This window comes from Cellulophaga sp. 20_2_10, from assembly GCF_023476645.1.
Classification (GTDB): Bacteria; Bacteroidota; Bacteroidia; order Flavobacteriales; family Flavobacteriaceae; genus Cellulophaga.
In genome coordinates this window covers 51,142-67,726 of sequence record NZ_JAMCOJ010000009.1, presented here as the reverse complement: position 1 = coordinate 67,726, position 16,585 = coordinate 51,142, and the positions used below count along the sequence as shown (strand labels likewise).

Sequence of the window (16,585 nt, the reverse complement as noted above, 5' to 3'; positions counted from 1 at the left end):
AAATAAAAGTAAATTCTTACAGTATTTTTAAAGGATTAAGTTTGTGCTGTTTTATTCTTTGTTTTATAGGTGTTTAGATATAAAAAAAGCAGACCATATGGTCTGCTTTTATATAAAAAAATAATAATTTGTTAATCTGTATCTTACTAATTACCAGTACCAGTTAGATATAAAAAGCCTTGATACTCTAGTTGTAGATCATCTAGGAAAGCAAGGTAAAAATAAACACCACTTGGTAAACCTTCGTTTCGTTTATATACGTTATTGTTTATGTTAGAATAGCCATTAAACTCACTGTTATAATTGTCTTTTTCAAATACTTTAAGTCCGTTTCTATCAAAAATGCGAATGCGATTATTTGGAGATAGCTCTAATTCTGGAATCACAAGAAAGTCGTTTACACCATCGCCATTATTACTTACATAGTAGTTTTCTAGATCTAACAATTCTGTTGGAATTGCCATTTTAGCCAATGTAATCACTTCGTAATCGTTAGGCACAAAAGTTTCAGAGGTTACTGCACCTTGGTTAAGATCACCAATTGGGTCTACACTGCCTAAATTAACCCATCTTTTTTGTATTCTGTGCCAACCTGCAATACCAACTTGGTAGTACTCGTCTACTAGGTTAGCAATGTTGCTGCGGTCGTTCCAAGAAATACTAACAGTAGAGGGTAAACTACTATCGATATCCCAAAATTCTGTGGTGCTAACATCTCTTACTTCTTTTTGTTTGCTATTGGTGTTAAAACTGGTAGCAAAGGTCGAAGGAAGATTAGGATCTTCATAAAAATAAGCACACTTAGCTGTTGCGTTTACAGTTTCAGATTGCAATGTTAAAGGTCTTATATAGCCAGAATCACCTACGGTAAAAAAGAAATTTTGTTTTTGTTCTACCAACATATAGCCATCTACTTTAGACAAGTTAGACTCGCCAACCGTAAAAGCATTTGGCAGTAGTTTAATGTTTTCTAATGGATTATTACGGTAGGTAACAAAGTCGCCATCTACTAAATTTAAAGCATTAGTTACTGTAATAGAAGTCTCTAAAATAGCAGAACTAAAAGGTTTGAAAATTTCTACATCGTAAAAAACAGGAATAAAAGCACCAGTAACACTTGTGGTAACCTGACCGTAAAACCCTGCTGTTCCCAAATTTTGGTCAAACGTAGCATCGTTAATAAGGTTGGTGTGCAACCCAAGTGTACCCGTATCGTGTATGCGTATGCTACCGTTGTTGTACATAGCATTTTGTGCTACGGCAACAGAACTACAACATAATAATATGTAAAGTAAGTTTTTCATACTAGTTTATTTGTTGCCAGTTAGCACCGTCATATTGTAGTTGAGTTACACCAATAGGAAGACTAGAAGTAGAAGCTCCTATATCATTTATAAAATTTATGCTTGCTGTTAATGGGGTGATTGTAATGTTTTTCAGAATTAATACTTGACCTAAACTTGCAGATGTAGGAAAAGTAACATTCGTTACAGCTCCTGATAAAATAACGGTGTGTTCATCAACCTCAAGAATAGCTGTTGTTCCTGAATTAATACTTTTAATTCGTGTTGAAAAAGCACCGTTTACAGTAACGTTTGTTTCGCCTGAATCTTCTTCAATTTTGAGAGCTTGTGTGCCTCCAACAGAAAAACCAATTTGGTCTTCAGCAATTCTAAACATTCCAGTATTTGTATCTCCATTGGTATAAAAACCATAAGATGGTTGGCCAACTGTTCCTCCAGTTGCAGCGAATCCATCTCTTGCTCTAATTTGTCCCTCGACATCCAATTTGTCTTGAGGGTTTGTTCTTCCAATTCCTAATCTATTGTTTGGGTTATCCCAAAATAATTGACTATTGTTTTCTGTTGCTTGGCCTGTTGCATCAGCAAAAAAGATAGAACCTGTTGTGCCACTAACAGTTTTACTATCTACATATGTTTTTACGGCTTGTTCTGTTGGGAAATCAGTTACAGAGTTATCAACTAAAGTACCGTCATTAGATTTATTTGCGCTATTTTCTTTTAAGGCTAAAGCAGTGGTTCCTGCTGTAACTGCTGCATCTACATAAAACTTTGTTGCTGCATCTTGTGCATCAGTAGGGTTTAAAACATTGGTTAGTTTTTGTGAGCCTATAGATAAGTCAGCTGTTGGAACGGCAAAACCAGTTAAAGAAATAGTTGTTTTGTCTAGTTTAGCATCGTTAATTGCTAAATCAGCAATTTTATCCCTAGTAACATTTGCATCAGTAAGTTTATCTGTAGTAACTGCATCTGTAGCTAGTTCTGCTGTATTAATTCCGCCTGTACTAACATCTAGTGTTAATGGATCCGCTAGGGTTCCAGCACCATTTAGTTGAAGCGTTGCATCTGTTGGTCCGGTAACTTCGTTACCAATTAATCCATCTGCTGTTAAGGTAGCAGCATCAACTAAAACCCAATTTGTACCATCCCATTGCATTAATTGTCCTAGTGTAGTACCATCGGCTAATTTTGATAGCGTGATATTTTTATCAGCAATATCATTACTTTCTATAGATGCGTCTAAAATTTTAGCACCTGTTACTGCGTCGTTAGTTAACTTGGTGTTATCAATAGAACCTGCAACAATTTGCAAGCCGTTTGTAGCGTCAACTTCAATAGTTGTATCATCTACATTTACTTCTAAATCCATAGCAGCTAAAGCTGCATTTACAGCAACCCCAGAAATAGAGCCATTGCTAGAAATTACATCTTCGCCTAGACTAGCAGCAATTTGACTAGCGTTTTGCCATTCTGGATCTCCAGCAGCAGAGGTTCCAAGAATTTTGTTTGCATCTGCAGCACCTGCGCTTCCAATTTTATCAGCAGTTACGGCATCATCTGCAATATCTAGTGTTGCAATTCTGCCATCTAAAATGTTTTCAGTTTGTACTGCGGCATCAGCTAATTTTGTATTGTCTATTGCATCTGCAGCAATCTTACTAGCAGTAACGTTTGCATCTGTTATTTTAGAAGTAATTACTGCGTTATCAGCAAGATCATCACTTACTATTGTTGCATTTATTATTTTATCAGAAGTAACCGCATCTGGAGCTAATTTTGCATTCGTAATTCCGCCATCAGCAACAGAAATACCAACAGTTTCAATAAGAGCGCCAACGCCAGTTGTACTACCAGTAAATTCTAAAGTAGCATCAACGGTTAAATCTTGACCTGCAATACTTGCAGCATCTAAAGTTCCCCATTCTACATTGGAGCCAACTGTTTTTAAAACCTGGTTATTAGTGCCTGGTCGTATTTTAGTAGTAGTAACTGCTTCATCTTGTATTTTAATTTCAGATACACTACCATCTCCTAATTTAAGATTAGTTACTGCACGATCTGTAAGTCTATCAGCATTTATAGAATTTTCATTAATCAATCTTCCTGGAAAATTTCTTATTTCAATATTAACCGTATTGCCATCGTCTGTTACTCTTATGCCGCTTGGTAAACCAGCAACAGTTCCCGTATAGTTATCTGTAAATTCTGGAGTCTCAAACGTAATATCATCACCAGCAGCATTTGTAAACGTAAACGTATTGGCAGGACTTTCTACCAAGTTGATATCGCCTGCATTTTCTGCTTCACATAAGTTAATCCAAATGGTGCCATTGTAATAATGTACACAGTTGGTATCTGTGTTGTAAATTAATGCTCCGTTTAACGGAGTCATTGCATCCATTTGTAACGTACTAAGTCTAGTAATTACCAAAGCTTTAGTAGTGCTTTCTAATTCTAAAACTGAGTTAGCGTCTAGGTTTTGTGGATTTTCGCCAATTTTAACTTGTGCTTGTAGGCTGGTAAACAGGCAGGTACTTAAAAATAATCCAAAAACTAATTTTTTCATACGATAGGGGTGTTTTAAAAATGCAATTACGCATTGCAAACAAAAATAAAATAAAGAAATGTATTCACCTAAAACAGTGGTTAAAATGTAATTGGTATCCGTTAAATAACACCTATGGTACGTTCGTATTTTAAAAATCTATGGTTTTGCTTTCGTATGGTATTTTATTTGCTTCAAAAATACGTGCGGTATGCTCGCCTTTAAGTTCTATTGTATTGGCTGTTACAAGTAAAAAACTACCTTCTCTTAAACCAACTACGGGTGTAGTGTTATATGCATGGAATTCTTTTAGTCTAGTTTCTCTGGTTTCGCCATTGTGCTTACTATTTGGGTCTGGATCTAGGTAATGGGCGTTAATGTTAAAGTTTACCAGGTGCATAGTATCAAAACTAGGAGGATACACAATAGGCATGTCATTAGTTGTTTTCATAGTAATACCAGCAATATTACTACCTGCACTTGTACCCATATATGGTTTGCCGTTTGCAATACTTTCTTTTAAATACGGCATGGCATCTTGGCTGTATAGTTCTTGTACTAAAACAAATGTATTGCCGCCACCACAGAAAAAAGCTTGCGCTTGGTCTATACCATCTTTATGGTTTTTGTAGGTGTGTAGTCCTATTACTTTTTTATTAATTTTAGCAAATGCTTTAGTTGCAATTTCTGTGTAGTCGTCGTGACTTATGCCGCCTGGTCTGGCAAAAGGTATAAAAGTTACAGTATCTATATCTTTAAAAAATAAAGCAACGTCTGGTAATATGTATTCTAAATAGCGTTCTCCAAAAAGGGTAGATGTACTGGCTAATAATAACTTTTTCATGCATTATATTTTTAAAAGATTCTTAAAATTCAATTTTACAAATTAACAAAAGTTTAATGGTACTCTATTTTTTTTGAATGTAAATTGCATTTCATTATATTTAAGTGATACTTAGAAAATAATTTTCTAAGCACTAAAAACTAACCACTATGAAAAACAATTTACTCGCATTATTTTTTTTACTAATCACTGTTACAGTTTTTGCGCAAGATGCAGAGCGCACACTATTGCGCGGTACTGTTATCTATAGAGATATAAATGTACCAGATTTAGATGTTATAAATGTTACAGCAGAAGATGCTGTAGTTACAGATCAAGATGGTGATTTTACTATAAACGTAAAACTAGGTGACCAATTGGCTTTTACAGCTATGAATTATAAAATTAAAATAGTATTTATTACTGAGGCTATTTTAAAGAAAAATCGTTTGATTATAGATGTAAACGAAAAAGTTACAGAATTAGATGAGGTTGTTGTAAGTCCAGAAGATCAAGAGAAGTTTATAGAGCTTAAGAACGAAGAGTTTAAGCAGGTAGAGTATGATGTAGACCGTACTACCATTGTAAATAACGTTGCAAATAGTGATATTCAAAACGGAGGGTTGCAAAATGGGATTAATTTTATAAATCTTTTTAAGGCCTTAACAAAGTCTAAAAAGAAAAAAGATGAAAAAGCAAAAGTACCAGAAATTAAGATAAGTAGGGTTTTAAGACAGGTATACGAAGATGACTTTTTTGTAACCGATTTAGGAATAGCTCAAGATAAAATAGATAATTTTTTACAGTATTGTGATGATAAAATACCATCGCAAACTTTATTAAAAAAGTCTAACGAATTTCAGCTTATAGATTTTCTTGTAACCCATAGTAAGGAATATAAAAAACTATAACGGTTGAAGAAAAATCTACTTTTTTTAATCTTTATAAGCGCCTGTTTCTTTGCAAACGGGCAGGTTGTTCTTTATAAGGCTGTAAAAGGTACTATTATGAGTACCGCAGAAGAAGTGATTGGTGTATATGTAATAAACACAACTAGCGGACAGGCTACAATAGCCAATGCTAATGGTTTTTTTGTTATGCCGGCCAATGAGACGGATACTATAATTTTTTCTGCTGTACAGTTTAAGAAAAAAGATATTATAGTAACCAGAAAAATGTTGGAAAGTAAAAACAACATTATAGTTTTAGAAGAAACTTTAGAGGAACTAAACGAGGTTGTTTTAGACCAAAGAACCTTTGTGTCTGCAAAAAGTTTGGGCTTGCCAAATGCAGATGCTATTGTATTGCCGCAGAGCGAACGTTTGTTACATGATGCAGACCACGGACCTATGTTTGGTGGTTTAAGCATAAATATGAACAAGCTTTTAAACGCAATTAATGGTCGTACTAAAATGCTTAAAAAGCGTGTTGCAAGAGACCAGCGCTATGCCCGTAGTCAGGAAATGCGAAATTCTTATGCAGATTCTGTTTTTATAAAAGATTTAAACATACCTAAAGATCGTATAGAAGAATTTATATTGTATTGCGAGCTAGATCCCGAGTTTAATTCGCTTGCTAGAGAAAAAAACGATTTTATTATTTGGGACTTTTTAGTACGTAAAAGCTTGGTCTTTTTAAAGGAAGATAAAAATACAATAGAGGGAAAATAACGATGAGAAAATTGTACTTTTTTTTGTTTTTAACTGTGCTAACGCAAGTAAGCACGGCACAAGAAAAAATAGTGCAGTTAAAAGGAATTGTTGTAGCCCAGGAGCAAGAAGTACTTGGCGTATATGTTTTAAATAAATCAACTAAAAAAGGAACAATTACAACCAAAAGCGGAAGTTTTTCTATTCCAGTTCGCTTACAAGATACTATAGAATTTTCTGCAATACAGTTTAAAAATAGGGAGATTAGTATCACCCAAAAAATACTAGATCTTAAAAGTTACATTATTAATTTAGACGAAACCTTAGAGGAGTTAGATGAGGTTGTTTTGGATAATAGAACATTTATAACGGCTAAAAGTTTGGGTTTGCCAAATGCAGATGTAGAAGTATTGCCTTTGGCGGAAAGAGAATTATTTTCGGCCAATAATGGTGACAATTATATGAGTTTAGATCCCTTAATAAACTTTTTAAGTGGGCGTACTAAAATGCTTAAAGACCGTATAAAAAGAGATGATCTTTATGCGCGTAGTAAAGAGTTGCGTTCAAGATACGTAGATTCTATATTCTTTAATAATTTAAAAATACCAGTAGATAGGATAGATGAGTTTATGTTGTATTGTGAGTACGACCCAAGATTTAAAGGGATATCAAATACTAAAAATGAACTTGTGGTTTGGGATTTTTTACGACAGAAAAGTGAATTATTTTTAAATTTTAAAGAAGATTAAGGATGACGCGTTTTCAACTTTTATTGTTTTTTATAGTGCTAACTCAGCTTGCTATAGCACAAGAGCAAAAAGTAGAAACATTAGAAGGGCGCGTAGTTAGTAAAGAGCAAGAAGTTGTGGGTGTCTATGTCTTAAATAAATCTGCGAAAAAGGCAACTATTACGGATCCTAAAGGATATTTTACCCTAAAAGTAGCTTTGCAAGATACCTTATTGTTTTCTGCTGTACAGTTTAAAAATAGGGAGATTATCATCACCCAAAAAATACTAGATCTTAAAAGTTACATTATTAATTTAGACGAAACCTTAGAGGAGTTAGATGAGGTTGTTTTGGATAACAGAACATTTATAACGGCTAAAAGTTTAGGCTTGCCAAATGCAGATGTAAAAACCTTGCCACTGGCAGAAAGAGAAGTTGTTACGGCTACTAAATGGATCACGAATAATAAGGTTGGTATAGATCCTTTTTTAAACTTTTTAAGCGGTCGTACTAAAATGTTAAAAGAACGTGCTTCTAGAGACCAAAGTTATGCGCACAGTAAGGAGTTGCGAAGTAGTTATGTAGATTCAATTTTTTCAAAAAGTTTAGATATTCCTATAGATCGCATAGATGAGTTTATGTTGTATTGCGAGTATGATAAAAGATTTGATGGCATTTTTAAAGCGAAAAATGAACTTGTGGTTTGGGATTTTTTACGACAGAAAAGTGAGTTGTTTTTAAAATTTAAGGAAGAGTAAAAATGAAGAAATTGCAATTTTTCTTGTTTTTAGTTCTGGTTACTCAGTTCACTACTGCACAAGATAAGGTTGTACAATTAAAGGGTGCTGTAAGTAGTACTGTTCAAGAAGTTGTTGGTGTGTATGTTTTAAATAGAACAAACAATAAAGGTGCTGTAACAAATGAAAATGGTTCTTTTTCTATTCCAGTTCGTTTAAAAGATACGATAGAGTTTTCTGCCGTGCAGTTTAAAAATAAGCAGATTATTATCACACAAAAAATATTAGATCTTAAAAGTTACATTATTAATTTAGACGAAACCTTAGAGGAGTTAGACGAGGTTGTTCTGGACCAAAGAACGCAAGTAACCGCAATGAGCTTAGGTTTAGTTCATGCAAACGTAAAAACATTAGAATTAGCAGAAAGGGAGTTGATTTCTGGCACAACTATGTCTTTTGATGGGATTAAAAATTCATTAGACCCAGTTATAAATTACTTAAGCGGCCGTACAAAAATGTTAAAAGAGCGTGTAGCAAGAGATAAACGCTATACAACAGGCCAAAAAATGCAGCAGAAGTATTTGGATTCTATAACTCTTACTAAGCTAAAAATACCAGAAGCAAAACTTCAAGAATTTGTATTGTATTGTGAACAAGATGAGGATTTTGATGCTTTTATGTCGCAACCCAACGATGTGTTTGTAAAAGCATTCTTTAAAATGAAGGCTAAGTCATTTTTAAAAGAAAAAAAATAATATGCAAAAACTATTTTGTTTGTTAATGGTAGTCTTATTTGTGCAGGCTGGTGTAGCGCAAAATAAAAGTATAGATATAGAAGGTACGGTAACGAGCACAACAGAAGAAGTTGTTGGTGTTTACGAGTAATAAAGCTACAATTACAAATTTAAACGGGTATTTTTCTATTCCGGCGCAAGAAAAAGATACTATTGAGTTTTCTGCAGTACAGTTTGCAAATAAAAAAATAGTAATTACTACTGCTATTTTACAACAGAATAATTGGGTTGTAGCTTTAGAAGTAGCATTAACAGAGTTAAAAGAGGTAGTAGTAAAGCCATTTTATTTATCTGGTAATATAGCTACAGACTTAAATAGTTTGACTTTAGAACCCGTTGTTGATGGTAGGTCATTGGGGTTGCCTAATCAAAATGTAAAAGCACTTACATCTGATGAACGCGAATTGTATTCATCAATGTCTGGCGGACCAATTTTATCGTTAATAAATGCATTAAACGGAGAGACCAAACGATTAAAAGAAAGAGTAAAACGTAACTATAGGTACGCCCGTACAATGCGTGTTAAAAGATTTTATGCAGATTCTTTATTTGTAAATGAATTAGAGATAGAAAAAGACAATATAGATTTGTTTATGTTGTACTGTGAGTATAGAGATGATTTTCAGGTTGTAATAAATACCAAAGACCAACTAAAAATATAGGGGTATTTGCGCGAAAGAAGTGTGGAGTTTAAAACAAAAAAATAGGTATTAAATCAAATTAAATAAATAAACTACACCATATATTTGGCACGCCAATTGCGTACTTTTGGTGACTATAAATTACATATTATGTTTAAAAAAAGATTCTTATTATTAGTGTTGCCCCTTTTTGCTTTTGTTGCATTACATAAATACTATGTAAGCGTAACTAGTGTTAACTATTCTGATAAAGAACATACATTACAAATAACATCTAGAGTTTTTATAGATGATTTTGATGAGTTGTTAAAACAACGGTATGACATAAAATCTAATTTAGCTACTAAAAACGAGAACAAACAAGCTGAAGATTATATAAAGAAATATGTAAAACAAAAATTCCATATTTCTTTAAACGGAAAAGAAGTTGCCGTTAATTATATAGGTAGAGAATACGATGTAGATAATATAATAATATACTTAGAGGTTCAAAATGTTAAATTAGAAGAACTTAGATCTATTGAAGCAGAAAGTACCATACTGACTGATATATATGAAGAACAAAAAAACATAGTACATTTTAAGTTTCCAAAAATTAAGAAAAGTGTTGTTCTAACGCGTGGAAATAATAAAGGAATGTTAAAGTTTTAGAGTTGCTTTAACAAATCGCTAAAAAAGTGTTAATTTTCGCCTACATAAAACCATAGAAAATGAACAAAATTAACTACTATTTAGCTGCTGTTCTATTTATGTTTGCCACTGTAATGGTGCAAGCACAAGAACAAGAACAAACAGAAAGACAAGCTGGCCATACCAACCAGAGCAAATTTAGACAAATGTACCAAGAGTTTTCTACTCCTAACGCATATAGGTCTGCATCTGGAGCTCCGGGACCAGCATATTACCAACAACAAGCCAATTATAAAATGGATATTGAGTTGGATGATAAAGACTCAAAAATATACGGTGAAGAAACAATTACTTACATCAACAATTCTCCAGACGATTTAGAATTTTTATGGGTTCAGTTAGATCAGAACGTACGTGAAAAAGGAAATAAGTCTGCGTTAAGAAACAGTTCTGCTTTACAAGGTGCAGTGCCAGTAGGTCAATTTGCAGGAGCGCATATGAAAGGTGCAGAATTTGATGGTGGATTTAAAATTCAGCATGTAAAAGGTTCAAACGGTAAAGATTTACCTTATACAATTAACCAAACTATGATGCGTGTAGATTTGCCTACAGCATTAAAAAGTCAAGATCAAATCTCTTTTTCTATTAAATGGTGGTACAACATACCAGACCATACAGTAAGTAGAGCAAGATCTGGATACGAGTCTTTTCCTAAAGACGGTAACAAAGCATATGTAATTGCTCAGTTCTTCCCAAGAATGGCAGTTTATAGTGATGTAGAAGGATGGCAAAACCATCAGTTCTGGGGTAGTGGCGAGTTTGCTTTACCTTTTGGAGATTACGAAGTAAACATTACAGTACCTGCAGATCACGTATTAGATGGAACAGGGGAATTACAGAACAGAAAAGAGGTATTCTCTAAAGATATGATGAAGCGTTATGAAAAGGCTGTTAAGTCTTTTGATAAGCCAGTAGTTATAGTGACACAAAAAGAAGCAGAAGCTGCAGAAAAAGGTTTCTCTAAAGACAAGAAAACGTGGAAATTTATAGCAAAGAACGTAAGAGATTACGGTTTTGCAACATCACGTAAATTTATCTGGGATATGCAAAATGTTAAATTGCCAAGTGGTAAAACAGCAATGGCAGTTTCTTTATACCCAAAAGAAGGTAACCCATTATGGGAAGAGTATTCTACTAAAGCAGTAGCACATACATTACGTTCTTACTCTAGTCATACTTTTGATTATCCTTATCCTAAAGCGATCTCTGTACACGCAAAACAACAAGGTATGGAATACCCAATGATTTGCTGGAATTACGGAAGACCAAATGAAGATGGTTCGTATGCTGATAGAACTAAATACGGAATGATTAGCGTAATTATCCATGAAGTTGGTCATAACTTTTTCCCTATGATTGTAAACTCTGACGAACGTCAGTGGGGTTGGATGGATGAAGGTTTAGATACTTTTATGCAGTATATGGCAGAGCAAGAATTTGGAGAAGAATTTCCAGAAGCAATTGCTCCAAATGCTAAATACCCATCTCAAAGAGGTGAGCCTGCTAAAATAGTACCTTACATGGCAGGAGATCAGAATTTTATGACTCCTATAATGTCTAACCCAGAAAATGTTTTCCAATTAGGATCTAACGCTTACGGTAAACCTGCAACAGCCTTAAATATTTTAAGAGAGACTGTTATGGGAAAAGAGTTATTTGATCATGCATTTAAAACATATTCTCACCGTTGGATGTTTAAACACCCAACACCAGAAGATTTCTTCCGTACTATGGAAGATGCATCTGCAGTAGATTTAGATTATTTCTGGAGAGGTTGGTTCTATACTACAGATTATGTAGATATGGGAGTTAAAGAAGTTAAAAAATACCAAGTGTCTAACAACCCGCCAAAGCAAATTAGAGATGTAATGGAGCAAAGAAACTTAAAATTAAGTGACTTGCCACCATTAGTTTTCTTAGCTGATATGGATGGTGATGATTATGACGCTAACTTAAAAGGTAAAAACCCATCTGATGTTTCTAAAACATTAAAAGAATACATGATGGATAACTTAACTGCAGCAGAAAGAGCAGCTGTAAAAGAACCAAAATTCTTTTACGAAGTTACTTTTAACAAGCCAGGTGGTATACCAATGCCTTTAATAGTAGAATATAGTTATGCAGACGGTTCTAAAGAAAATGTTACTTACCCAGCGGAAGTTTGGAGAATGAGTGATAAAGAGATTAAAAAAGTAATCTCTTCTCAGAAAGAATTAGTAGGTATAGTTGTTGATCCTAAAGCAGAAACTGCTGATATTGATACATCAAACAACTCTTGGCCAGCTAAAGAGGTGAAGTCAGGTTTTGATAAATTTAAAGGAAATGTGAAGCAATAGTTTCATTCCTAAAAAAATAGAAAGTCCCACACTTGTTAATTATTCAAGATGTGGGACTTTTTTTATGGTGCAATCAAACTTCTGATTATATTTGTAGTATGTATTCAACGTTTATCTTATTTATTAGCGGAGGCGAAATTTTTTTCATTATGTTTATCGTAGTGATGGTCTTTGGTGCAGATAAAGTTCCTGATATCGCAAAGGGCTTGGGTAAAGGTATGCGTCAACTTAAAGATGCTACCGAAGATATTAAACAAGAAATTACTAAAAGCGCAGAAAAGCAAGGTATAGATACTAGCTTTACCAAAGACATTAAAGACAGTGTTACTAAGGTAAAGGAAGATGTAAAAGACATTACTGGCGTAATTAAGAGAAAGTAATTTTATGTTAGATAAACTCTTGCAATGGGATAAGGATACTTTTATCTATTTAAACAATCTTGGTTTAGAAGAGTATGATTATTTTTGGTCTATAGTAACCAATATAACAACTTGGATTCCTATTTATGTTTTTTTTCTTATTCTAGTTTTTTACAAGCGACCCAAGAAACAAGCTTTAGTAGATTTTTTTACTATAGTTGCTGTTTTTCTTTTTGTAATGTTGCTAACCAATTTAACTAAAGATTTTGTGGCTAGAGTAAGGCCAAGTAGCGATACTGCTTTAGGAGATCTTATACGCGTAGTGGTAAAGGCTAAAGGGTACAGTTTTTTCTCTGGACACGCATCTTCATCATTTTCTTTAACAACAATTGTGGTTCTTGTTTTGCGCAATAAATACAAGTGGATTTATTTAGCTTATCTATGGCCAATACTATTTTGTACAAGTAGAATATACGTTGGTGTGCATTACCCCTTAGATATTACTGTTGGGGCATTGGTAGGTATAATTTCTGCTTTTGTATTGTATAAGATTAGTAAAAAGGTTACAGCACCCTACTTAACGTAAGTCCGTCTCTAATTGGCAGTAAAACAGTTTCTACCCTAGGATCATCTTTTAAATTTTTGTTATAGTCTAGTAATACTTTAGTCGCAACATCTTTAGGGTTTAATGGCTCTATAACCTTACCAGACCAAAGTACATTGTCTGACAAAATAATGCCTCCAGGTCTTGTTTTTTTAAGAGCAGCTTCAAAATAAGCAGGATAACTTCTTTTTTCGGCGTCAATAAAAACCAAATCAAAAGTAACATCTAATTTTGGTATAATATCCAAAGCATCGCCAACGTGTGCATCAATCTTATCAGCAAAACCACTTTTCTCAAAATACTTTCGTTGTATATGGCTCAGTTCTTCGTTCACATCTATAGTGTGTAGTTTTCCATTTTTTCGCAGTCCTTCAGCTAAACAAATAGCAGAATACCCAGTATACGTGCCAATTTCTAAAATATGTATTGGTGATATAATTTTAGATAGCATACTAAGTACACGGCCTTGAAAATGCCCCGTAAGCATTCTAGGTTGTATAACCTTTAAATGTGTTTCTCTGGTAAGCTCTTTTAAAACTTCAGGTTCATTCTCGGAGTTATTGGCAATATAGTTTTCTAGTACGGACGATAAAAAATGCATAAAAAAGTTTTTGCAAAAATAGTTATTTTGATTTCTTATTTTTGAATAAAATTTAAATAGATGCAGTTTAAAAATACCTTAGAGTTTGCTAAAGAGTTAGATGCTAATGATGCATTAAAAGGATATAGAGATCAGTTTTATTTTCCTAAAATTAATGGTAAGGATGCTATTTATTTTACAGGAAACTCTTTAGGCTTACAACCAAAGACAGCGCAAAAGTTTGTAGACGATGTAATGCAAGATTGGGCGCAGTTAGGTGTAGAGGGCCATTTTTATGCGGAAAAATCATGGTGGGACTATCACGAACGTTTAGCGCCACCAATGGCAGCATTGTTAGGAGCAAAAACAAAAGAAGTGAGTGTAATGAATACGTTAACCGTAAACTTACATTTTTTAATGGCTTCTTTTTATAGACCAACAGCAAAACGATTTAAAATTATTTGCGAAGAAAAAGCGTTTCCATCAGACCAGTATATGTTAACTAGTCAGGTTAAGTTTCACGGTTACGATCCTAAGGATACTATTGTTGAGGTTAAAAAAAGAGACGGAGAGCATTTTTGGCGTACAGAAGACATTGTTGCAAAAATTAACGAAGTAGGAGATGAGCTTGCATTAGTTTTAATTGGTGGGGTAAACTATTACAACGGCCAGGTTTTTGATATGCAGACAATAACAAAAGCAGGACAAGATGCTGGTGCTTTTGTAGGTTGGGATTTAGCGCACGGAGCAGGTAATGTAGAACTTAAATTAAATGAGTGGAATGTAGATTTTGCATCTTGGTGTAGTTATAAATATATAAATAGTGGGCCAGGAAATGCATCTGGTATATATGTAAACGAACAACATTTGGCAGACGATACTATTCCTAGACTAGAAGGTTGGTGGGGTTCTAAGAAAGAGACTCGTTTTTTAATGAAACCAGAATTTGAATCTAGTTACACAGCAGATTCTTGGCAAGTAAGTAATCCTCCAGTATTGGCAATGGCACCATATTTAGCATCTTTAGAAATGTTTGCAGAGGTTGGTATGCCTGCTTTAATTAAGAAAAGAGATATAATTGTTAGCTACTTAGAGTTTGTGTTACAAGAAATAGATAAAGAGGTAGAGGCAGCCAGTTTTGAGGTAATTACACCTAAAGAAAGAGGTACACAATTGTCTGTGTTATTACACGGCCAAGGAAAAGAATTGTTTAATTACTTAATGAAAAACGGAGTAATAACAGATTGGAGAGAGCCAAACGTAATACGTTTAGCTCCTGCACCATTTTACTGTTCTTTTGAAGATATGTACCGTTTTGGACAAATTTTAAAAGAGGGTATTTTGCAAAAGCAATAGTTACTTGCGAATACTTTTTACATCTGTAAAATATAATTTAAAATTGCCTTCGGCATTCTTATGGTCTAAGGCAATTTTTAATCCGTTTTGTTCTGTGTAATTTTCCCAAGTAGTACTCATAGATGGTTCTGCAGCATTTTCTTTTCTGTAAACCCATTCTTTAAGTAAGTAATCGTCTTCAAAATAAAAATCGTACGCATCTCCTGGAGTGTAACCACCATTGTTGCCATATACAATCGTTAATTTTTGCATTGACTTTTTGCTAATTGGAGCTTCTGTATTTTTAGCTGTGGTAAATGTAATATTGTCCTTATCCCAAACCAGGTTAAAAGGAGCTAATAACCAATATTTGTCATTTATAAAACCAGCATTTGTTTTTTTAGCAATAGAATCCATACTAGCTCTATTGTAAGCAAGGGTATCCTGGGCAGTCATTGCTAAAACATCATTGCTTTTTGTGCGCCAGTTCCAAGTACGCTCAAAATGGTTGCCGTCTCGGTCTACATTAAAGGTAAATTGTAATTGTGTAATGTTTTTCCAGTTTTCAAAACCGTGAGCATTAGCTACGCTGTCTAATATAGTAAGCTCTTTTTTTGCTGGTTCTTGTGTTTTTGTAGGTGTTGTAGTGTCCTCTTTTTTAGTTTCTTTACAAGAGGTAAGCAGAGAGGCAACTAAAATAAAAGTGAATATTTTACGCATAAAGTTTAATTTTTAACAAAGATACTGTGTTTTGTAGTATGTTTTTTAGATTGATGAAATGTAGCTGCGTACTTTATAAATAAATTGATTATTTTTGATGTAAATAAAATAGGCAATGAGTTCAAAAAAAGGTAAAGTTCAAGAAGCAATTGATGAAAAGTTGTTGAATGAAAGAAAAGTGTTTTTATGGGGTATGGTAGATGATGACTCTGCAAAGCACGTTATAGATCGTTTGTTGTATTTAGATTTACAGGGAAGTGAAGAAATTCAGTTTGTTATAAACAGCCCAGGAGGTTATGTAACTTCAGGTTTTGCTATTTATGATACTATTAAGTCTTTAAAAAGTCCTGTTTCTACAGTTTGTTCTGGTTTGGCAGCTTCTATGGGTTCTATATTGTTATCTGTAGGTGCTAAAGGAAGACGTTTTATACAACCACACGCTCAAGTAATGATTCACCAACCAAGTGGAGGAGCAAGAGGTCAGGCATCTAACATACAAATACAAGCAGAAGAAATTATAAAAACCAGAGAATTAAGTGCACAAATCTTAGCAGATAATTGTGGTCAAGATTTTGAAAAAGTAATGAAAGATTTTGATAGAGATTACTGGATGAACGCAGAAGAATCTGTAGCCTACGGAATAGTAGACGGAATATTAGAATAAGATTTGTTAAAAGAAAAAGTCCTTCATAAAAATAAAATTGTGAAGGACTTTTTTATATATAGACGCATAACGCGGATGT

Annotated in this window: 18 protein-coding genes; 13 read left to right on the top strand and 5 right to left on the bottom strand. The window is 33.8% G+C overall.

Going from position 1 to position 16,585, the window contains the following annotated elements; translation table 11 throughout:
* Positions 1-146 precede the first annotated feature (146 nt).
* From M4I21_RS14845 to pepE, 3 genes are all read right to left on the bottom strand, one after another.
* The gene (locus M4I21_RS14845) at positions 147-1,304 is read right to left on the bottom strand and encodes a T9SS type B sorting domain-containing protein (RefSeq protein WP_249560015.1); all 1,158 of its coding nucleotides are present in this window, start codon (positions 1,302-1,304) and stop codon (positions 147-149) included.
* A 1-nt stretch (position 1,305) separates the two neighbouring features.
* On the bottom strand, positions 1,306-3,867 hold the full coding sequence (locus tag M4I21_RS14840) for a phage tail-like protein (protein WP_249560014.1): 2,562 nt from the start codon (positions 3,865-3,867) through the stop codon (positions 1,306-1,308).
* A 130-nt stretch (positions 3,868-3,997) separates the two neighbouring features.
* Positions 3,998-4,690, bottom strand: coding sequence for a dipeptidase PepE (gene pepE, locus M4I21_RS14835; RefSeq protein ID WP_249560013.1), 693 nt, complete (start codon positions 4,688-4,690; stop codon positions 3,998-4,000).
* Between the two features lie 149 nt (positions 4,691-4,839).
* Between pepE and M4I21_RS14830 the strand changes: the two genes are divergently transcribed.
* The 11 genes from M4I21_RS14830 to M4I21_RS14785 all read left to right on the top strand — a co-directional run bounded on the left by M4I21_RS14830 (position 4,840) and on the right by M4I21_RS14785 (position 13,189).
* Positions 4,840-5,580 (top strand): BamP family beta-assembly machinery protein, encoded by a 741-nt coding sequence (locus M4I21_RS14830; RefSeq protein ID WP_249560012.1) that lies wholly within the window; start codon positions 4,840-4,842, stop codon positions 5,578-5,580.
* Between the two features lie 3 nt (positions 5,581-5,583).
* Positions 5,584-6,339 carry a BamP family beta-assembly machinery protein gene (locus M4I21_RS14825; RefSeq protein ID WP_249560011.1) on the top strand — a complete coding sequence of 252 codons (756 nt, stop codon included), beginning with the start codon at positions 5,584-5,586 and terminating at the stop codon, positions 6,337-6,339.
* 35 nt (positions 6,340-6,374) lie between these two features.
* Positions 6,375-7,067, top strand: a complete 693-nt coding sequence (locus M4I21_RS14820; protein ID WP_249560010.1) for a BamP family beta-assembly machinery protein — start codon at positions 6,375-6,377, stop codon at positions 7,065-7,067.
* A 2-nt stretch (positions 7,068-7,069) separates the two neighbouring features.
* Positions 7,070-7,804: a carboxypeptidase-like regulatory domain-containing protein gene (locus M4I21_RS14815; protein ID WP_249560009.1), complete on the top strand. Its 735-nt coding sequence runs from the start codon at positions 7,070-7,072 to the stop codon at positions 7,802-7,804.
* Positions 7,805-7,806: 2 nt separating this feature from the next.
* Positions 7,807-8,538 (top strand): carboxypeptidase-like regulatory domain-containing protein, encoded by a 732-nt coding sequence (locus tag M4I21_RS14810; RefSeq protein ID WP_249560008.1) that lies wholly within the window; start codon positions 7,807-7,809, stop codon positions 8,536-8,538.
* Position 8,539: 1 nt separating this feature from the next.
* Entirely contained in the window at positions 8,540-8,668 is a 129-nt protein-coding gene (locus M4I21_RS18585; protein ID WP_283771790.1) for a hypothetical protein, read from the top strand.
* Positions 8,655-9,239: a BamP family beta-assembly machinery protein gene (locus tag M4I21_RS14805; protein ID WP_249560007.1), complete on the top strand. Its 585-nt coding sequence runs from the start codon at positions 8,655-8,657 to the stop codon at positions 9,237-9,239. The genes M4I21_RS18585 and M4I21_RS14805 overlap by 14 nt, the downstream gene beginning before the upstream one ends.
* Positions 9,240-9,368: 129 nt before the next feature.
* The gene (locus M4I21_RS14800; RefSeq protein WP_249560006.1) at positions 9,369-9,869 is read left to right on the top strand and encodes a DUF6702 family protein; all 501 of its coding nucleotides are present in this window, start codon (positions 9,369-9,371) and stop codon (positions 9,867-9,869) included.
* A 59-nt stretch (positions 9,870-9,928) separates the two neighbouring features.
* Positions 9,929-12,244, top strand: coding sequence for a M1 family metallopeptidase (locus M4I21_RS14795; protein ID WP_249560005.1), 2,316 nt, complete (start codon positions 9,929-9,931; stop codon positions 12,242-12,244).
* Between the two features lie 98 nt (positions 12,245-12,342).
* A complete protein-coding gene (locus M4I21_RS14790) occupies positions 12,343-12,624 on the top strand; it encodes a Sec-independent protein translocase subunit TatA/TatB (RefSeq protein ID WP_283771789.1) in 282 nt (93 codons plus the stop codon).
* A gap of 4 nt (positions 12,625-12,628) precedes the next feature.
* Positions 12,629-13,189, top strand: a complete 561-nt coding sequence (locus M4I21_RS14785) for a phosphatase PAP2 family protein (RefSeq protein WP_249560003.1) — start codon at positions 12,629-12,631, stop codon at positions 13,187-13,189.
* On the opposite strand, the gene M4I21_RS14780 is transcribed toward M4I21_RS14785, so the two are convergent.
* Positions 13,167-13,808 carry an O-methyltransferase gene (locus tag M4I21_RS14780; RefSeq protein ID WP_249560002.1) on the bottom strand — a complete coding sequence of 214 codons (642 nt, stop codon included), beginning with the start codon at positions 13,806-13,808 and terminating at the stop codon, positions 13,167-13,169. The two genes, M4I21_RS14785 and M4I21_RS14780, sit on opposite strands and share 23 nt — an antisense overlap.
* 60 nt (positions 13,809-13,868) lie before the next feature.
* On the opposite strand from M4I21_RS14780, the gene kynU reads away from it, so the two are divergent.
* Positions 13,869-15,143 carry a kynureninase gene (gene kynU, locus M4I21_RS14775; RefSeq protein WP_249560001.1) on the top strand — a complete coding sequence of 425 codons (1,275 nt, stop codon included), beginning with the start codon at positions 13,869-13,871 and terminating at the stop codon, positions 15,141-15,143.
* On the opposite strand, the gene M4I21_RS14770 is transcribed toward kynU, so the two are convergent.
* Entirely contained in the window at positions 15,144-15,842 is a 699-nt protein-coding gene (locus tag M4I21_RS14770; protein WP_249560000.1) for a hypothetical protein, read from the bottom strand.
* A 115-nt stretch (positions 15,843-15,957) separates the two neighbouring features.
* On the opposite strand from M4I21_RS14770, the gene M4I21_RS14765 reads away from it, so the two are divergent.
* Positions 15,958-16,506, top strand: a complete 549-nt coding sequence (locus M4I21_RS14765) for a ClpP family protease (protein WP_072304982.1) — start codon at positions 15,958-15,960, stop codon at positions 16,504-16,506.
* Positions 16,507-16,585: the final 79 nt, after the last annotated feature.